At 70.9% G+C, this 17,630-nt stretch carries 14 protein-coding genes; 2 read left to right on the top strand and 12 right to left on the bottom strand.

The window, feature by feature from the left end; all coding sequences use genetic code 11:
• Nucleotides 1–238: 238 nt before the first annotated feature.
• Nucleotides 239–850, bottom strand: coding sequence for a CGNR zinc finger domain-containing protein (locus OHO27_RS25620; protein ID WP_328427326.1), 612 nt, complete (start codon nt 848–850; stop codon nt 239–241).
• 206 nt (nt 851–1,056) lie between these two features.
• Between OHO27_RS25620 and OHO27_RS25615 the strand changes: the two genes are divergently transcribed.
• Nucleotides 1,057–1,590 carry an anthrone oxygenase family protein gene (locus tag OHO27_RS25615; RefSeq protein WP_328427325.1) on the top strand — a complete coding sequence of 178 codons (534 nt, stop codon included), beginning with the start codon at nt 1,057–1,059 and terminating at the stop codon, nt 1,588–1,590.
• A 28-nt stretch (nt 1,591–1,618) separates the two neighbouring features.
• Here the strand turns inward: OHO27_RS25615 and OHO27_RS25610 are convergent, their stop codons facing one another.
• From OHO27_RS25610 to OHO27_RS25585, 6 genes are all read right to left on the bottom strand, one after another.
• The gene (locus OHO27_RS25610) at nt 1,619–2,770 is read right to left on the bottom strand and encodes a uroporphyrinogen-III synthase (RefSeq protein WP_328427324.1); all 1,152 of its coding nucleotides are present in this window, start codon (nt 2,768–2,770) and stop codon (nt 1,619–1,621) included.
• Between the two features lie 209 nt (nt 2,771–2,979).
• Nucleotides 2,980–4,362 (bottom strand): nitrate/nitrite transporter, encoded by a 1,383-nt coding sequence (locus tag OHO27_RS25605; RefSeq protein ID WP_328427323.1) that lies wholly within the window; start codon nt 4,360–4,362, stop codon nt 2,980–2,982.
• A 244-nt stretch (nt 4,363–4,606) separates the two neighbouring features.
• On the bottom strand, nt 4,607–5,785 hold the full coding sequence (locus OHO27_RS25600; RefSeq protein WP_328427322.1) for an amidase domain-containing protein: 1,179 nt from the start codon (nt 5,783–5,785) through the stop codon (nt 4,607–4,609).
• A gap of 115 nt (nt 5,786–5,900) precedes the next feature.
• The gene (locus OHO27_RS25595) at nt 5,901–7,187 is read right to left on the bottom strand and encodes a hypothetical protein (RefSeq protein WP_328427321.1); all 1,287 of its coding nucleotides are present in this window, start codon (nt 7,185–7,187) and stop codon (nt 5,901–5,903) included.
• Between the two features lie 47 nt (nt 7,188–7,234).
• Nucleotides 7,235–9,490, bottom strand: coding sequence for a transglycosylase domain-containing protein (locus tag OHO27_RS25590; protein WP_328427320.1), 2,256 nt, complete (start codon nt 9,488–9,490; stop codon nt 7,235–7,237).
• 207 nt (nt 9,491–9,697) lie between these two features.
• Complete coding sequence (locus OHO27_RS25585) at nt 9,698–10,687, bottom strand: LysR family transcriptional regulator (protein WP_328427319.1); 990 nt, start codon at nt 10,685–10,687, stop codon at nt 9,698–9,700.
• Between the two features lie 101 nt (nt 10,688–10,788).
• Between OHO27_RS25585 and OHO27_RS25580 the strand changes: the two genes are divergently transcribed.
• Nucleotides 10,789–12,051, top strand: a complete 1,263-nt coding sequence (locus OHO27_RS25580; protein ID WP_328427318.1) for an MFS transporter — start codon at nt 10,789–10,791, stop codon at nt 12,049–12,051.
• A gap of 552 nt (nt 12,052–12,603) precedes the next feature.
• Here OHO27_RS25580 and OHO27_RS25575 read toward each other — a convergent pair.
• From OHO27_RS25575 to OHO27_RS25555, 5 genes are read right to left on the bottom strand one after another with little or no spacing between them, the layout of a single operon-like run.
• On the bottom strand, nt 12,604–12,855 hold the full coding sequence (locus OHO27_RS25575) for an acyl-CoA carboxylase subunit epsilon (RefSeq protein ID WP_328427317.1): 252 nt from the start codon (nt 12,853–12,855) through the stop codon (nt 12,604–12,606).
• An 8-nt stretch (nt 12,856–12,863) separates the two neighbouring features.
• A complete protein-coding gene (locus tag OHO27_RS25570; RefSeq protein ID WP_328427316.1) occupies nt 12,864–14,477 on the bottom strand; it encodes an acyl-CoA carboxylase subunit beta in 1,614 nt (537 codons plus the stop codon).
• On the bottom strand, nt 14,474–15,340 hold the full coding sequence (locus OHO27_RS25565; RefSeq protein WP_328427315.1) for a 4'-phosphopantetheinyl transferase family protein: 867 nt from the start codon (nt 15,338–15,340) through the stop codon (nt 14,474–14,476). The genes OHO27_RS25570 and OHO27_RS25565 overlap by 4 nt, the downstream gene beginning before the upstream one ends.
• Nucleotides 15,337–16,737 carry an MFS transporter gene (locus OHO27_RS25560; protein ID WP_328427314.1) on the bottom strand — a complete coding sequence of 467 codons (1,401 nt, stop codon included), beginning with the start codon at nt 16,735–16,737 and terminating at the stop codon, nt 15,337–15,339. The genes OHO27_RS25565 and OHO27_RS25560 overlap by 4 nt, the downstream gene beginning before the upstream one ends.
• A complete protein-coding gene (locus tag OHO27_RS25555) occupies nt 16,734–17,627 on the bottom strand; it encodes an alpha/beta fold hydrolase (protein ID WP_328427313.1) in 894 nt (297 codons plus the stop codon). Before OHO27_RS25555 ends, OHO27_RS25560 begins: the two co-directional genes overlap by 4 nt.
• Nucleotides 17,628–17,630 lie beyond the last annotated feature (3 nt).

The following is a 17,630-nucleotide window of genomic DNA, read 5'->3' as shown; positions in this document are numbered from 1 at the left end:
CCAGTCGGTCGCTCGACTACCCGTACGCAAGCGGCGCTTCGAGTGTTCAAACGGAGGCGACAGTTTTCTTCGGAGTGACGTGACGAGCGGGACATGGCAGCACATTCCCACCGTGCGATCTTTACATTTCCGTCACAACGGCAAGATCGAAAGAGAGCTTCCCTACGGCCCCGTAGGTAAACGACGTGTAATCGAAATCACTTCGGCAGCCGTTCCACATAAGCCGCATAACGGACTGTCAGGCCTGGGTGAGTGCCGCGCGGCGACGGTGCCGGGCCACTCTTTCGCGGTTCCCGCAGACCTCACTGGAGCACCAGCGCCTCCTGCGCCCCCGGGACGTATCGACATAAACGATCGGACAGTTGTCGCCCTCGCACTCCCGCAGCCCGGCCCGCGCGGCCGGATCGGTGAGCAGTTCCAGGGCGTCCCGCGCGATGGCGCCGAGCAGGGCGGCGCACTCGGGCGGGTGATCCAACCGCCGGACGAGGGTGCCGTCTTCCCCCCTGACAGCGCGGGGGGCCGGTGGCGCCACGCCGGCGATGTCGTTCACGCGGGCGAGCGCGATGTCGTACGTCGGCCTGTCGTACGACGACCAGCGCTCGGGGGCGAGCCCGCCGCGCACCAACTGGGCGATACATCCGCGTAGTTCGCAGAACCCCGTGAGCCAGGACGCGTCGGCGTGGGTCAGCGGCGTGCCCGGCGGGGCGAGGCCGGCCCCGACGATCCAGGCGCACAACACCTCGACGGAGTCGAACCGTTCCTCGGGGTGCGTGGTCGCGAGGAGATCCAGACAGATCCGTCCGGCGTCGAACCGCAGCTCGAACGTGCCCGTGGCCGTACCCAGTGCCATGTGCCTGTCACCGCCTAGGGGTCACCCCGGTCATGAGGGGTCGGTGAGATGCCTTGAGGAGAGCTGGGAGAACCGTTCCCCCTAACAGTGCCTGCCCGGTGGCGGGGCCGGAACCCCTCGTACCGCCTGCGGGGCTGGACGTCCGCGTATGGGGTTGCGCGTGACGGCCATGTTCGGGGTGCGTGCGGGTCCGTTGACTGGAGGGCATGACCACAACACCGAACAGCAAAGTCGTGGGGACCGTACTGGGCGCAGCCACGGTCGCGATGGGCCTGATCGCCGGGGCCTTCTACATCTTCGCCTGCGGGGTGATGCCGGGGTTGGCGCGCAGCGATGACCGGGTGTACGTCGAGGTCATGCGCGACATCAACGACGCCTTCGAGAACCCGGTGTTCTTCCTGAGCTTCCTCGGGGCGCTGATGCTGACGGGGGTGTCGGCATGGCAGGTGCGCGGAGCGCCTTACCGGGGGTGGGTGTGGGCGGCGGCGACGGCCTACGCACTCACCTTCTTCGTCACCGTAGCCTTCAACATCCCGCTCAACGACAGCTTGAAGGGGGCCGGTGATCCGGCCGCCTTGAGGGAGGAGTTCGAGTCGCCGTGGCTGGCGTGGAATGCGCTGCGGGCGGTGTTGTCGACGGTGGCGTTGGGGTGTCTGGGGCGGGCGCTGGTCCTGTACGGGCGGATCTCGCGGGGTGCGGATGAGCGCCGGTCGGCAGCATCCAGCCCGTCCGGCATTTGAGGGGGTTATGCAGACGCCGGGTGCCTCCCTACACGTCCGCGTACTTCTCGTCCGCCGCCGGGTCCAGCGCCAGCCGGTACCCCCGCTTCACCACCGTCTGGATCAGTTTCGGCGCCCCCAGAGCCGTACGCAGCCGGGCCATCGCCGTCTCCACGGCGTGCTCGTCGCGTCCGGCGCCCGGCAAGGCACGCAGCAGCTCCGCGCGGGGCACCACCCAGCCCGGCCGCCGGGACAGGGCCCGCAGCAGGGACATCCCCGCCGGCGGTACGGGGCGCAGCGCCGCGTCGACCAGGACCGCGTGGCCCCGGATCTCCACCCGGTGCCCGGCGATCGGCAGCGACCGGGCCCGCCCGGGCAGCTCCTGGCACAGCAACTGGACCAGCGGTCCGAGCCGGAAGCGCTCGGGCTGGACCGTGTCGACGCCGAGCGCCTGCAGGGGCAGCGCTGTGACGGGGCCGACGCAGGCCGCAAGGACGTCGTGGTTGAGGGCGGCGAGCAGTTCGGGAAGCAGCCCGCGCTCCTCGGCGCGCGACAGCAGGGACGCCGCGGCCGGGGCGCTGGTGAAGGTGAGGGCGTCCAGTCCGCGGGAGACGGTCGCGTCCAGCAGCCGGTCGACCGGCCCGATGTCCTCCGGCGGCAGCCAGCGGTAGACCGGCACGCCGAGCACCTCCGCTCCCCCGGCCTTGAGCGCCTCCACGAACCCCGGCAGCGGCTCACCGTGCAACTGGATGGCGATACGACGCCCCTCGACGCCCTCCTCCAGCAGCCGGTCCAGCACCTCTGCCATGGACTCGCTGGACGGCGACCAGTCCTCCGTCAGCCCGGCGGCCCGCACGGCGCCCTTGACCTTGGGGCCGCGCGCGAGCAGCTCGACGCCGCGCAGCCGTTCCAGCAGGTCCTCGCCGAGCCCCCAGCCGTCGGCGGCCTCGATCCAGCCGCGGAAGCCGATCGCGGTGGTGGCGATCACGACGTCCGGCGTCCGCTGGATGATCTCCTTGGTGGCGGCGAGCAGTTCGCTGTCGTCGGCCAGCGGCACGATGCGCAGGGCAGGGGCGTGCAGTACGGCGGCGCCGCGCCGCTGAAGCAACGCTCCGAGCTCGTCGGCGCGGCGCGCGGCGGTGACGCCCACGGTGAACCCGGCGAGGGGCCCGTGGTCGGGTTGCTGCAGTTCGTCGTACATAACTCTCGTCCCGCACTCGAGTTGTGATGCCTGCACCAGGGTCTCCCACCGGGGTCGGCGGGAGCGGCTCCTGATCTTCCGGCTCCAGATCTCCTGACTCCTGGTCTTCTGGCTCCCGGTCGCGCCCTTGGTGGCTACACCTGCATGCCGAGCGAGCCTGTCAACGGTGCGTGACAGGCTCGGTTCGACTTGATGTCGGTGGTGTTACGTCACACCTCGGCGTAGCTGAGCTGCGGCTTTGCGTCGGTGGCAGGTGCCGTGTCGGTCTGCGCGGCGGCCGGGCGGCGAAGGTATACGGCCCAGGTGACCGCGAAACAGACGCCGTAGAAGGCGAGGAAGGCGACGAAGGCGCCGGTGCCGGAGCCCACGGAGAGGAAGGACTGGCGGAAGGCGAGGTTGATGCCGAGTCCGCCGAGGGCGCCCACCGCGCCGATGAGGCCCATGGAGGCACCGGAGAGACGGCGGCCGTACGCGGCGGCCTCCTCACCGGTGAGCCCCTTGGCGAGGGCCTTCGTGTGGAAGATGCCGGGGATCATCTTGTAGGTCGATCCGTTGCCGACGCCCGTCAGCACGAACAGGGCGATGAATGCGGCGGTGAAGAGCGGCAGCGACTTCTGCATCGAGGCCACGATGATCACCGAGGTCGCGACGGCCATGCCGACGAAGTTCCACAGCGTGATCTTCGCGCCGCCGAACCGGTCGGCGAGCCAGCCGCCCACGGGCCGGATCAGGGAGCCGAGCAGCGGGCCGATGAAGGTGACGTAGGCGGCCTGGAGCGGCGTACGGCCGAACTGGGTCTGCAGGACCAGCCCGAACGCGAAGCTGTAGCCGATGAACGAGCCGAAGGTGCCGATGTAGAGGAAGGACATGATCCAGGTGTGGGCCTCCTTCACGGCATCCTTGGCGGCGCCGGTGTCGTTCTTCACCGACGAGATGCTGTCCATCTTCAGCCACGCGAGGGCGGCGGCGATCACGATGAACGGGATGTAGATGCCGAGCAGCAGGCGCGGCCCGCCGCTGGCGCCGATGACCGCGAGACCGATGAGCTGCACGACGGGCACGCCGATGTTGCCGCCGCCGGCGTTCAGGCCGAGCGCCCACCCCTTCTTACGGAGCGGGAAGAAGGCGTTGATGTTGGTCATGCTGGAGGCGAAGTTCCCGCCTCCGATGCCGGCCAGCATCGCGCACAGCAGGAAGGTCGTGAACGACGTCCCCGGCTCCATCACCGCGAACGCGGCGACGGTCGGCACCAGCAGCAGGCTCGCCGAGACGACCGTCCACATCCGGCCACCGAAGATGGCGACGGCGAAGGTGTACGGGACGCGCACGATGGCGCCGACCAGCGTGGCCATCGAGACGATCGTGAACTTGTCCGCGGGGGTGAGTCCGTACTCCGGCCCCATGAACAGCACCATCACCGACCACAGGGTCCAGATCGAGAACCCGATGTGCTCGGAGAGGACGGAGAAGAGCAGGTTCCGCTTGGCGACCTTCTCCCCGGTCTCGTTCCAGAAGGCCTCGTCCTCGGGGTCCCAGTGCTCGATCCAGCGGCCTCCCCTGCTCGAGGCGGGGGCTGTGCTAGGGGCTGTCATGACGCCTCCACGGTTCTTTCGGGGCTCGGTCGCTCTCGGTCGCACTACGAGTGGCTGATCCCGAAGGTAGGGAGGGCGCGTTTCGGGGCTGTGGCATCGGGTGACCGGAAAGGAACTTTGCTCTCACCTGGTGGGGTGGGGGGCTGAGAGGTGGCGCCGATCGGTCCCGGTGTGGCGACAGCAGGGCGGCCCCCGGCATCAGCGCCGGGGGCCGCGTCACGTCGAGCCGGCGAGGCTCGGAAGATCAGGTGCGGTACGCGTAGTACAGAGCGTTCGGGTACGACGCGATGATGCTCGCCACCGACCTGCTGTAGGTGTTGGTGGAGTGGTACGTCAGATACGGCACGCCGCGGTTGCGGGACGTGACGATCATGGTGTGGTCCTTCGAGCCGTCCTTGTCGAAGTCGAGCTGGAGGACATCGCCGACGTCCAGCTGGTAGACGTTCGCGAGGCTGGTCGTGCGCTTCGAGTTCTGGGCGAACCAGGACCACTCGTTGACGCCGATGAAGGAGTGCGACTGGATGTCGGCGTTGCCGAACCACTTGGTGTAGTCGTACACGTAGCCGGGGACGTGCTTCCAGCCGCCCGCCTTCAGGGACTGGCTGACGAAGTTGGTGCAGTCGCCGCCCGCGCCCTGGCCGTTGAAGTTCGGGTAGGCCGGGTTGTAGTTGGACCAGTACTGCTTGGCGTAGGTGGCCATGGCCGGGTAGTCCAGGCCGGACGCGGTGAAGTTCTTCGGGTTGGCCGGGCCGGGGTACGAGGTCGATGCCTTGGGCGCCGACGGCGTGGTGCTGGCGACCTTCGCGGTCATGGGCTCGACGGCCGGCCGGGCCGTCTGGTTCACGGCGAGGTCGCCCTCGTCGGTCGCGTGGATGCCGGTCAGCTGCCAGTCGCCGCGCCGGTCGGCGCTGAAGGTCAGCTCGTGGTGGGCCTGGAAGCCGGTGGTCCCCGGCTCGCTGCCGCGGACCTTCTCGTAGGTGAGGGTGGTGGTCTCGGTGACCGCGACCTTCGCCTTGCGGCCCTTCACGCTGGTGGCGTCCAGAGTGACGGTGGTGCTGCCCTTGCTGTACTTCTCGCCCAGCTTGGCGAGCTTGTCCTTGCGCTGGTCCAGCGCGGACAGTGCGGCGTCCTCACTGCGGGCCGTACCGGCGGACATCCGGACGTCCCCCGAGAAGCCGTCGGTCAGCGGCTTGTCCCGGTTGCCCTGCCCGCCGTCGACCAGCGCGTCCGTACGGTCGGTGAAGACCGCGTCCGCCAGCCGCTGGAAGGTGGCCTTGGTCCTGGCGTCCACCGTGGGGTCGTCGACGACCGCAGCGCCCGCGCTCCAGTTGGGCAGCATCGCCGCTCCGGCGACGACCGACGCGGCCGCCGCGCCGAGTATGGTGGCGCGTCGCCGCGTACGGCTCAGTTTCCTTGTCTTCACTGATGGTTCCCCTCTTGTCCCGGCGGACGGATGCCGGGGGCAGCGCATCTTCGCATGCCATGTGTGGCTGTTGTGAAGGGGGATGCGTGCGTGATTCAAGGACGTTATGCGAACGTCACTGCACGACGGTCGACCAGTCCGGGGACTGCGCCGGGTCGAGGGTGCGCAGGCGCTCCAGCGTCGCCGGATTCTGCACGTCCATCCAGTCGGCGAGCTCCTTGAAGGACACGCACTTGACGTCCTTCTTGGTGCACACGTCCTCGATGATCCGGTCGACGGCCCGCATGTAGATGCCGCCGTTCCAGTCCTCGAAGTGGTTGCCGATGAACAGGGGCGCCCGGCTGCCGTAGTACACGCGGTTGAAGCCCGCCAGGTAGGTGCCGACGGTCTCCTCCTCCCACTGCGGGTACCGGGCCGGGTCGCCCTCGGTCTCGCCGTCGGACTGGTTGTAGAGGAAGTTGAAGTCCATGGAGAGACCCTGGTACTTGCCCCCCTCGTAGGGGAGCATCTGCAGCGGGAAGTCCCAGATGCCGTTCTTCTTGATCGGCCATATCTGGAAGTCGCCCGCGGAGCTGGCGTCGTAGCGGTAGCCGTAGTCCTTGGCGGCCTTCAGCAGGTTCTCCTGGCCCTCCAGACAGGGGGCGCGCCCGCCGGTGACCGCCTTGGAGACGTCGAACGGCAGCGGGGGGAGATCCGTGGCGCCGGTGTTGGTCTTCCACTTCGACACGAACGAGTTGAACTGGTCGATCTCGCTCTTCCACTCCTCGACGCTCCAGTCGCCGCCGCCCTTCTCGCCGCAGAAGTGGCCGTTGAAGTGGGTGCCGATCTCGTTGCCGTCCTGCCATGCCTTGCCGAGCTGCTCCACCGTGGTGCGGATGTGTTCGTCCGTGGGGTAGCTGATCGCCGCGGCTCCCCTGTCGTGCTGCGGCGGGTCGTACAACGCCTTCTTGTCCTTCGGCAGCAGGTAGATCCCCGTGAGGAAGAACGTCATGTGGGCGTCGTACTTCTTCGCCACCTCGCGGTAGTGCGAGAAGAGCTTGTCATCGCCCTCCAGCCCGCCGTCCCAGGAGAAGACGACGAACTGGGGCGGCTTCTGTCCGGGCTTGAGCGGCACCGGCTTCAACTGGCCCTTCTGCGGACCGGTGTAGGAAGTGGAGCCGTCCCCTAGGACCCTGGTCCTGCCGTCCCACTGCGGCTCCTTGGCGCCCGACCCGCCCGCCTTGCGCTGTTCCCCGGACGACGCGGTCGGCTCGGTGTTCCCCGTGCGGTTCAGCACCAGGTAGCCCGCCGTCAGCGAGGCGACGACGAGGAGCGCCGCCAGGGCCAGGAACCCCGGGCGGCGCGCGGCGGCGGTGCGGCGCGATGCCCGGGCCTTGCGGCGACGCCCAGACGGTGACTTCATGTGCGGCTCATTCTCCTGACGGTTGGACTGCGGTACCGGGTCGGTGGTCAGCCGAGGGGTCTCATGGCACCGGACCAGATGCCGTAGGGGACGCTGTCGTCGGCGGTGCCGGCGAGGCCCTTCAGCGGCAGCGGTTCGAGGCTCTTGGCGAGGTCGATGCGGTAGACGACGACCGCCGTGGAGACGGACTTGTGCGTGCCGACGTACCAGGAGGCGGTGTCCTTCGGCGTCGTCCCGGCCTTCCCGGCCACCTGCGCGGTGGCGGGCGCCGCGTCGGGGTGGGCGGTCCGGAAGGCGTCCGTGAGCGCGGACGTGACCTCCTCGGCCACGTCGGCGCCGACCGCCCGGCGCGGGTCCGGCAGGTTCAGGGAGATCTTGTCGCCGTTGTGGGTGATCCGCCGCACCGAGTACGGCTCGGTGTGCTTGCCGGCCGCGGCGAACGTGGCGTAGCCGCTGGCCATGCGGATGGCGCTGGGTGTGGAGCTGCCCGTGGCCAGCGCCGGCACCTGGGCCCCGATGCTGGAGCTCAGCAGACCGGCGGCCTCGGCGGTGGCGCGCACCTTGTCCAGGCCGGTGTCCATGCCGAGTTGCATGAAGGGCGTGTTCACCGACAGCGCCATGGCCCGGTGCAGGGAGATCTGCCCGTACGACCTGTTGCCGTCGTTGCTGGCGGCCACCTTGCGGCCGCTGCGGTCCCAGTACGGTCCCTCCGGCGTGGTCACCGGCACGTCGTCGTCGCCGTCGTAGACGGAGTCCCCGGTGACGGCGGTCCTCTCCCCGTCACGGGTCTTGCGGACGCCGTGCTCCAGACCGGCCGCGTACACGAACGGCGCGAAGGCCGAACCGGCCGGGACGGTGGTGGCGTTGGATTCGTTGTAGCCCTGCTTACGGTGGTCGGGGCCGCCGTGGACGGCGAGGATCCGGCCGTCACCGGCCACCGACGCCGCGCCGTAGTGCACGCTCTTCGCGGCCTTCGGGTCGTCCTTCAGAGCCTTCGTGCGCGCCTTGGTGACGGCGTCGGTGAGCTGGTCCTGCCGTCGCTTGTCGAAGGTCGTGTAGATCTGGTAGCCGCCGAGGTCGTAGTCCTTGTCGGAGATCTCGGCGGCCTTCTTGGCGTACTGGGAGGCGAGTTCGACGAGGTAGTCGCTCTGCTCACCGGTGTCGTACAGCGGGTTGCGTCTCAGCGGCTCGGGGAACTTCTTGTAGGTGTCCCGCTCGGCCTGCGAGAGCTTGCCTATCTGGACCATCCGGTCGAGGGTCCAGGACCAGCGTTCCACGGCCCGGTCGCGGTTGGCGCCGCTCAGGGTCGGGTCGTACAGGCCGGCGCCCTTGAGCAGGGCGGCCAGGAACGCGGCCTCGCTGGCGTTGAGCTCGCTGACGTCCTTGCCGTAGTAGGCCTGGGCGGCGCGCTGGATGCCGTAGGTGCCCCGGCCGAACCAGCTGGTGTTCAGATAGCTCTCGAGGATCTCGTCCTTGCTCATCCGGTTGTCGAGCTTGAGGGCGATCATCGCCTCGCTGACCTTGCGGCGCAGCGTCTGGTCCTGGTTCAGGTAGACGTTCTTGACGTACTGCTGGGTGATGGTCGAGCCGCCCTGGGTGTCGCCCTGGCCCAGCGTGCGGAACAGGGCGCGGGTGATGCCCTGGACGGAGATGCCGGGGTCGCTGTAGAAGCTCGCGTTCTCCGCGGCGAGGACGGCCCAGCGGACGTCGTCGGGGATGTCCTTCAGCGGCATCGCCTGCCGCTGCACCCAGCCGGTACGGGCCATGGGCGTCCCGTCGGCCCAGAAGTACACGTTGTCCTGCTGGGTGGCGTACGAGTTGAGGTTGTCCGGGATGTCGGTGGCCGCGTAGGCGACGGCGAGGAGGAGGCTGCTGAGGCCCACGCCGGCCAGTGCGCCGCCGAGCCACTGCCGCCAGGAGGGCAGCCACCGGCGCCATCCGGTGCGTCCGGGCCGGGGGTACTGCGGCCGCATCCGGCGGGCGTAGGGCGCGAGGCGGGCGGCCAGAGGGGCGAGGCGGGCGATGTGGGGGGTCAGGAAGGCCAGCACGGGGGCCAGGTGGAGCGCGGCTACGAGGCGGGGGCCCAGCGGCGGGCTGGGGGCTTTGCGGCGGTTGCGGTTTCTGCGGCGATGCTGCTGGTCGGGCGTGTCATCGCCGGGTATTCGCTGCGATGAGTTCGCCTCCGCGGAACGGGATATTTCGGATATCGCCGATTCGCTTTCGGCATCGGATATCCGTTGGGACGGCACCCGCAACTGAACGGTCTGGTCCACCGGAAACAAACCGGACACTTTCAGCTGCATGGTGGCGTCCGGCCCTTGAGGCTCCTCCCGCTCCTCCCCACGCCCCCTCAGCGCCACGGCCTCCCCCTCGCATTCGTTATATGCCGACCTCACAGTCCAGCGCGCCTACAAATTACCAGCGCCCTTCACAAACTCTCCACGGAGGAAAGTGTTATGTGATCCAGCACATCGGCGAATAAAGGACATTTGGCGTACAAGTGATGACGCTCACGTCGGGCAGTTAGTTGTATACACCCAGGATGCCGAGTCCACATCCGGGACCCATCCACCGGCGGGCGGCTCCAGCCACCCCTCCTCGGCCGCGAGCCGGGCCGCGGCGTGTCGAAGGGCGTCGAAAGCGGGGTGCGCCAGGCCCTTTCGCCACACCAGGGACACGGGCGACAGGGGCACGGGGTCGACCAGCGGGCGCAGCACGGTCCCGGGCATGGCCGGGAAGTCGACCACGGCCAGGACGGGATGGCGCAGTTTCGCCATGATGCGCCGGAACTCCTCGTCGCCGACGGCGAGCGGCGCGGGCGGGGCGACCTCGATGCCCCGCCCGTCGAAGAGCCGGTGCGCGAGGTCGGTCCACTCCGGGGTACGGGGGTTGCCGGCACCGGCGTACACGGTCTCGCCGGCCAGCGCGGCCAGCGGCACCCGCTCCAGGGCGGCCAGCGGATGGTCCTCGGGCAGCACGATCGCCATCGGCTCGTAGCGGACCGGCTGATGGTCGAGGCCGGCCCGCAGCGCCGGGTCCAGCCCCGCGAACCGTCCGAAGGACGCGTCCAGCCGCCCCGCGACCAGCTCCGCGGCCGCACCCGTCAGGCCGCTCTCGTAGCGGGCCATCAGTTCGTGCTCCGGGGCGAGTTCGCGGGCCCGGTGCAGGACCCGGCGGCCGGTGTCCAGGCCTGGCGAGTTCAGGTCCACCAGCAGGGGCCGCGCCTGGCCGAAGGCGGCGAGCAGATCGTCCTGGGCCTGGAGGGCACGGCGGGCGTACGGCACCAGCCGCTCGCCGTCGGCCGTCAGCGTGACATGCCGGGTCGTCCGCACGAACAGCTCGGCGCCCAACTCCCGCTCCTGCCGCCGTACGTCCCGGCTCAGCGCCTGCTGGGCGACGTACAGGCGGGCCGCGGCGCGCGTGAAGTGCAGCTCGTCCGCCACGGCGAGGAAGGCGCGCAGGAGGCGGGGGTCGAGGTGGGCGGGGGCGGCAGCGGACATGCGGGGAACCTACAGCCCGCGTGCGTCTCACAACACAGGTGCGTGAATCCGTCCCGAACAGGTGTTGGACCCCTTGATCCACTGCGGGCGACGGTGGAGCCATGCCGCAATCGCCGTCCACGAACGCCCCGACCCCCTCCGTCAGTCACACCTCCCGCCCGTACCGCCGGCTCTTCGCCCACCCCGGCACCCGCGCGTTCACCCTCGCCAACCTCGCCGCCCGCCTCCCCATGGGCATGTTCAGCGTGAGCGCGGTCGTGATGATCGCCGGCACCCGGGGGTCGTACGCCCTCGCCGGCGCCGTCACCGCGACCGGCCTCGCGGCGACGGCGCTGGTCGCCCCCTGGACGGCGCGGCTCGTCGACCGGTACGGCCAGGCCCGGGTCGCCGTACCCGCCACGCTCTGCGCGGCGCTGGGCAGCCTCGCGCTGCTGCTGTGCGTGCGCTACGACGCCCCTGCCTGGACCCTCTTCGCCGCGTACGCCGCCACCGCGACGACCCCCAACACCGGCGGCCTGTCCCGCGCCCGCTGGGCGCACCTGCTCAAGGGCGACCCCGCGGCCCTGCACACCGCGAACTCCTTCGAGCAGGCCGCCGACGAGCTGTGCTTCATGCTGGGCCCGGTGCTCGCGGCCTTCCTGTGCGGGACGTTCTTCCCGGAGGCGGGGACGCTCGTCGGGGTGGTGCTCCTGGTGACGGGCGTGCTGGCGTTCGCGGCCCAGCGGTCGACGGAACCGCCGCCCTGGGTCCCTACGGCCGGGGCTGCCGGCACCTCTCTGTTCCGCGCGCCCGGCATGCCCCCGCTACTGACGGTCTGCCTCGCCATGGGCGCTGTGTTCGGGTCGACGGAGGTCGTCACGATCGCGTTCGCGGACGCCCAGGGCCACCGGACGGCGGCGGGTGCGGTGCTCGCGCTCCAGGCGGCGGGTTCCTGTGCGGCGGGTCTGCTGTACGGGCGGCTGCGGCTCTCCGGTCCCGCCGAGTACCGCTACGTGTGGTGCATAGCGGCGATGACCGCGCTGCTGACGCTGCCCCTGCTCGCCGCGTCCCTCACCGGCTCGCTCCCGCTGCTGTGCGTCGCGCTGCTGTTCGCCGGCATGGCCACGGCCCCGACCATGATCACCAACATGGCCCTGGTCCAGCAGCGCACCCCGGACGGCCGCCTCAACGAGGGCATGACCCTCGCGGTGACCGCCCTGCTCGGCGGCATCGCGTGCGGCAGCGCGACCGGCGGATGGCTGGCGGAGCATCTCTCCCCTGCGGCGGCCTACGGCGTGCCGGTCACGGCGGCGGCCGCGGCACTGCTCATCGCCCTCGCGACAGGGGCCGTCGGCTCGGTGCGCGGTCGCGTGAACAGTGGGTGATCGTGCTGCCGGGTGGGGGGCCGTTGTGCTGTACTTGGGTGCAGAAGGGCCCTCGCCCGGCCGTGTGACCGGACGGTGGCCCGAGCTCAGCAGGAGCCTGTCGGATGTCCCCAGGACTGATGGGGATATCCGGCTACCTGCTCAGCCAGCAATGAAAATGGGCCTCGCCCGAAGCGGGAACTTCGAGCGAGGCCCGGCTCAGCGGGAGCCTGTCGGATGTCCCCAGTGGGTGTGGGGATATCCGGCTACCTGCTGCACCACCAGAGCAGCCACCTCCTCGCGTGCCTCGCCGCTCGCTCCGGCAGAAGCCGGATCAGCCGCATGACGAAAGTCAGTTTCTGCTCCTCGTGACCGCCCATCCGGGGGCGTCCTCCCTTCGACGTGAGGCGGCCAGCCACGGTCCCGGAGCCGCTCTCGTCGGGCCGGGCCCCGACGAGGTGGGGCCCGGAATGAAGGGAGGACGCACCCATCGGGTGCGTCACGCGGGCAACAATACCGGCTACGGCGTGCTGTCGTGCGACAACGGACAGCGACGGCAGGCCAGTTGGCGCCTCAGCCGTGCCAGGCCCGTGGACAGGCGTAGGCGCGCAGGCGTTCCGGGCGGGTCCAGTGGGCCGTGGCGGGGCGTTGCGGGGTGGGGGCGTGGGTGGCGTCCGGGGTGGTCAGACGCAGGGTCAGGACAGCTGTGAACGCCGCGAGTTCCTCGGGACTCGGCTCGCCCCGCAGGACCTTGAAGGACGTGGCAGCGAGCAGGTCGGAGGTCGACGGGCGCGGGGGCGGGGGCGGGGTCCGGGTCGTGGTCATGCGGGCTCCTACTGGGGCGGGTTGCCGTGCTTGCGGGTGGGCAGGGCGGCGGACTTGGTGGCGAGCATCGCCACGGCGCGGCTGAGGATCTGCCGGGTCTCGCGGGGGTCGATCACGTCGTCGACGAGGCCGCGCTCGGCCGCGTAGTAGGGGTGGACGAGTTCGTCCTTGTATTCCGCGATCTTCTGGCGGCGCATCGCCTCGGGATCGTCGGCGGCCGCGATCTCCCGGCGGAACACGACGTTCGCCGCGCCCTCCGCGCCCATCACGGCGATCTCGTTGGTGGGCCAGGCCAGGGCGACGTCGGCGCCGATGGAGCGGGAGTCCATGACGATGTAGGCGCCGCCGTAGGCCTTGCGCAGGACGACCGAGACGCGGGGCACGGTGGCGTTGCAGTAGGCGTACAGGAGCTTCGCCCCGCGGCGGATGATGCCCTCGTGTTCCTGGTCGACCCCGGGCAGGAAGCCGGGCACGTCCACCAGGGTGATCAGCGGGATGTTGAACGCGTCGCAGAACTGCACGAACCGCGCGCCCTTTTCGCTCGCCCGGATGTCGAGCACGCCGGCCATGGAGGCGGGCTGGTTGGCGACGATGCCCACGACGTGGCCGTCGAGGCGGGCCAGCGCGCAGACGATGTTGGTGGCGAAGGCGGCGTGGACTTCCAAGTAGTCGCCGTCGTCGACGAGTTCCTCGATCACCTTGCGGATGTCGTAGGAACGGTTGCCGTCCTCGGGGACCAGGTCGAGCAGCGCGTCGCCGGGGCGGTCCGCGGGGTCGTCGGTGGGGTGGGCGGGCGGCAGTTCGCGGTTGTTGGAGGGGAGCAGGGACAGGAGGTAGCGGACCTCTTCGAGGCAGGTGCGCTCGTCGTCGTAGACGAAGTGGGCGACGCCGGAGATGCCGCCGTGCACGTCGGCGCCGCCCAGTCCGTTCTGGGTGATCTCCTCGCCCGTCACCGCCTTCACCACGTCCGGGCCGGTGATGAACATCTGGGAGATGTCGCGTACGGCGAAGACGAAGTCGGTCAGGGCGGGTGAGTAGGCCGCGCCGCCCGCGCACGGGCCGAGCATCACGCTGATCTGCGGGATGACGCCGGACGCCTTGGTGTTGCGCTGGAAGATGCCGCCGTAGCCGGCGAGGGCGGAGACGCCTTCCTGGATGCGGGCTCCCGCGCCGTCGTTGAGGGAGACCAGGGGCGCGCCCGCCGCGATGGCCATGTCCATCAGCTTGTGGATCTTCTGGGCGTGGGCCTCGCCGAGGGCGCCGCCGAAGATGCGGAAGTCATGGGCGTAGACAAAGACCGTACGGCCCTCCACCGTGCCCCAGCCGGTGACGACGCCGTCGGTGTACGGCCGCTTCGTCTCCAGGCCGAAGCCCTGGGCCCGGTGCCGGCGCAGGGCCTCGACCTCGGTGAACGAGCCGGGGTCGAGGAGGAGTTCGATGCGTTCGCGGGCGGTGAGCTTGCCCTTGGCGTGCTGGCGGTCGGTGGCCTTGGGGTCCGGGCCGTTGCGGGCGCGTTCCTTGATGGTCCGCAGTTCGGTGAGCCGGTCCGCCTCGATGGTGTCCGGGGTGGTGTCGAGCACGGGAGCTTCGGGAGCTCGGGGGTCGGTGACGGTTACGGTCATGATGCCTGGGCCCTTTCCTTCCTGTTCCTGGTGTCGATGAGGGCGTGCGTCCGGACGGCGGACGGGTCGTGGGCGCGCAGCACCGTGCGCAGGGCCGGTTGGACGGCGGAGATCCGCAGGTCGGCGTCCCGGGTGTGGAGCCACTCGGCGGGCACCGGGTGCAGAGCGGCCCGCCAGTCCTTGCCGCCCGCCAGCGCCGCGGCGCCGACATGGCCGTCGCACAGGGGCATGTTGCGCACCGTCCAGCCGGTCGGGCGCCAGGACTCGGCGGCCTCGCCGAGGTAGTCGAGGTCGGCCGCGCGGGCGAGCCCGGTGCCGAGGCCCTTCAGATACGCCTCCTTGCGGGCCCACAGCCGCGCGAAGGCCGTCCGGCGCCGGTCGGCGGGGAGCCGGGTGATCTCCTGCCGCTCGGCCGGGTGCAGCAGGGGCAGACAGGCGTCGACGGTCTCCGGCGACGGCAGGGCCTGGACGTCGACGCCGACCCGGGTGCGGGCCACCGCGACCAGCGCCAGGCCGTGGCTGTGCGAGAGCGAGAACTCGGGGGCGCCCGGCAGATCGACCAGGACCGGCCGGCCGTGCCGTTCCCCGCACTCCTCGCACCACTCCCGGCCGAGGGGCAGGCACCGCGGTGCGACGCCGGTGTAGACCGACAGGACCCGGCGCAGGCCCACGTGGGCGGCGACGTACGTCTGCCGGTCGCTCTGCCTGCGGTAGGCGGCGGCGCGGCGCCGCTCGTGCTCGTCGAGTTCGCCGACCGGTAGGTCGCGCGGTGAGGTGGGGGGCGGCAGCAGCCAGACGTGCAGGTCCGACGGGCCCAACTCCCGGGTGCCGCGGGGGACGTTCGGTATGTGGGGGAGGTTCATGGGCGGCTCCCGGTGCCGGGCGTGGGTTCGGTTGTGGGTTCGGTTGTGCGGTCGGTTTTGGGGTCCGCCGGGTGGGGGTGCGGGTGTTGCTGGAGCCGGTCGGCCGGGGTGGTGGCCGCGGCTCGTGTGTCGCTGCGGTCGGCCACCGCCGCGACGAGGGCGGCCGTCAGGGAGAGCAGGCCGCCGGCCCACAGCGCGGAACGGGTGCCGAGGTGCGAGGTGACGGCGCCGACGAACAGGGCGCCCAGCGGGGCGCTGCCCTGGAGGATCAGGGTGTAGAGGGCCATGACGCGGCCCCGGTAGGCGGGGTCGCTGCCCAGCTGGACGCGGTGGTTGGCGGCCTGCGCGAAGTACAGGGAGGCGAAGCCGGTCGGTACCAGCAGGACCAGCGCCGTCGCCAGGTTCGGCGCCCATCCGGTGGCCGCCGCGAGGGCGCCGAAGGCGCAGGCCCAGCCGATGACCAGGCGGGCCCGGGGGCGGCCGCGGCGCAGGGTGCCGGTGAAGGCGGCCAGCAGCGATCCGGCGGCGAGCGCCGCGGTGAGCAGGCCGAAGGCGGCGGCGTCGGTGTGGAAGACGGTGCGGGCCATGAGCGGCAGGGTCAGCTGGAGGTTCAGGCCGAACAGCGACACCGCCGCGAGCAGGGCCAGCGTCGCCACCAGATCGGGCCGGGACCGCAGATGGGCCAGCCCTTCGGTGACCCGGGCCGGGCCCGCGGCCGGGCGGGGCCCGCGGTGCAGTTCCCCGGGCCGCATGGCGCGCAGCCCGGCCACGGTCGCCGCGTAACTCGCCGCGTTGAGGAGCATCACGGTGCCGGTGCCGGCCGCCTCGATCAGCAGCCCGGCCAGCGACGGGCCCAGCACCCGCGCGATGTTGAAGTAGGCGCCGCTGAGCGCGGACGCGTTGGGCACCAGGTCGGGTCCGACCAGTTCGGCGATGAAGGACAGCCGGGCCGGGACCTCCACGGCGTTCGCGACGCCGAGGGCGAGTGCGAAGACGTAGACGTGCCACAGCTCGGCCGCGCCGCCGCTGACCAGCAGGCCGAGCAGCAGCGCGAGCACACCGGAGACGATGTTGGCCCCGGTCAGCAGGGCGCGCTTGTCGTACCGGTCGGCGATACGGCCGCCGTAGAGCGTCAGCAGCAGCATCGGCGTGAACTGGAGCGCGGTGACCGTGGCGAGTGCCGTCCCGGAGTCGCCGGTCAGTTCGAGGACGAGCCAGTCCTGGGCGACGACCATCATCCAGGTGCCGGTGGCGGACGCGATCTGACCGCCGGCGAAGAGACGGAAGTTGCGTACGGTCAGGGAGCGCAGGCTGGTGGCGAGCAGTCGGCGGGGCGGTCGTCGGGACTTGCGCAGTGCTGTGCGTCGAGGATTGCGTGGTGTCCTGGCCGGGGTCATGGACCGTCCCGCTCCGGCAGGCCGTCCTCGAAGTACAGGCACTCCTCAAAGAAGGCGAGCGCGCGCAGGTGGTAGGCGCGGGCCGTCAGGCCCAGGCTGATGTTGTGCCCGGCGTCCGGCTGCCGGTCGACGACCACGCGCGGCGCGGCGCTCAGCCTCGCCCGCAGGTCGTCGAGAGCGTCGGCGTCGTGCCGCCACCACAGTTCGTGCTCGGCGAAGGTCATGCGTACGGGGACGCGCACGCGCGGGGCGAGCGCGTCGAAGACGTCCGGCCAGTCGGAGGCGGCCCGCAGCTCCAGCTCCGGGATGGGCTTCACGAAGGCGGCGCTGCGTTTGAACGTGGCGGGCGGATAGAGGCCGAGCCGGCCCCAGTTGTGCTTCCAGCGGGCCCGGTCGGGGCCGGTGAGCAGTTCCGCGGAGCGCGGGGCGTAGCGGTGCCCGCAGCCGGAGATGTCCAGGCCCAGCAGCTCGGCGGGCGGGGTTTCGGCGGCCAGGGTGAGGGCGAGTTTGCCGCCGAAGGAGTGCGCGAGCAGGAACGTACCGATGCCGATGTCGTACTCGGCGTCGAAGTGGTCGAGCGCGGCACGCAGGACGCGGGCCTGCCCGGCGAGGTCCAGGCCTTCGGGGAGCCCGGCGGCGGAGTCGCCGTAGCCGGGCCGGTCGACGGCGAGGACCGCGTACCCCAGATGCGCTCCCAACGCGCAGAGGGAGGCGTCCGGTTGGGCCCCGCCGTCGAAGTACCCCGCGCTCATCCCGGCCCCGTGCAGCGCGACCACGGTGGCACGCGGCGGCGTGCTCTGCGGTGCGCTCAGCAGGGCCGACAGGGTGTGCCCGGCGGCATCGAGCGTGATCCGCCGCACGCGCGGGCCGACCGACAGGGACGTGACCATCGT

It is taken from the genome of Streptomyces sp. NBC_00443 (genome assembly GCF_036014175.1).
In the GTDB taxonomy this organism is placed as follows: domain Bacteria; phylum Actinomycetota; class Actinomycetes; order Streptomycetales; family Streptomycetaceae; genus Streptomyces.
The sequence above is the reverse complement of the archived record's forward strand: the minus strand, read 5'-3'. Positions and strand labels throughout refer to the sequence as shown.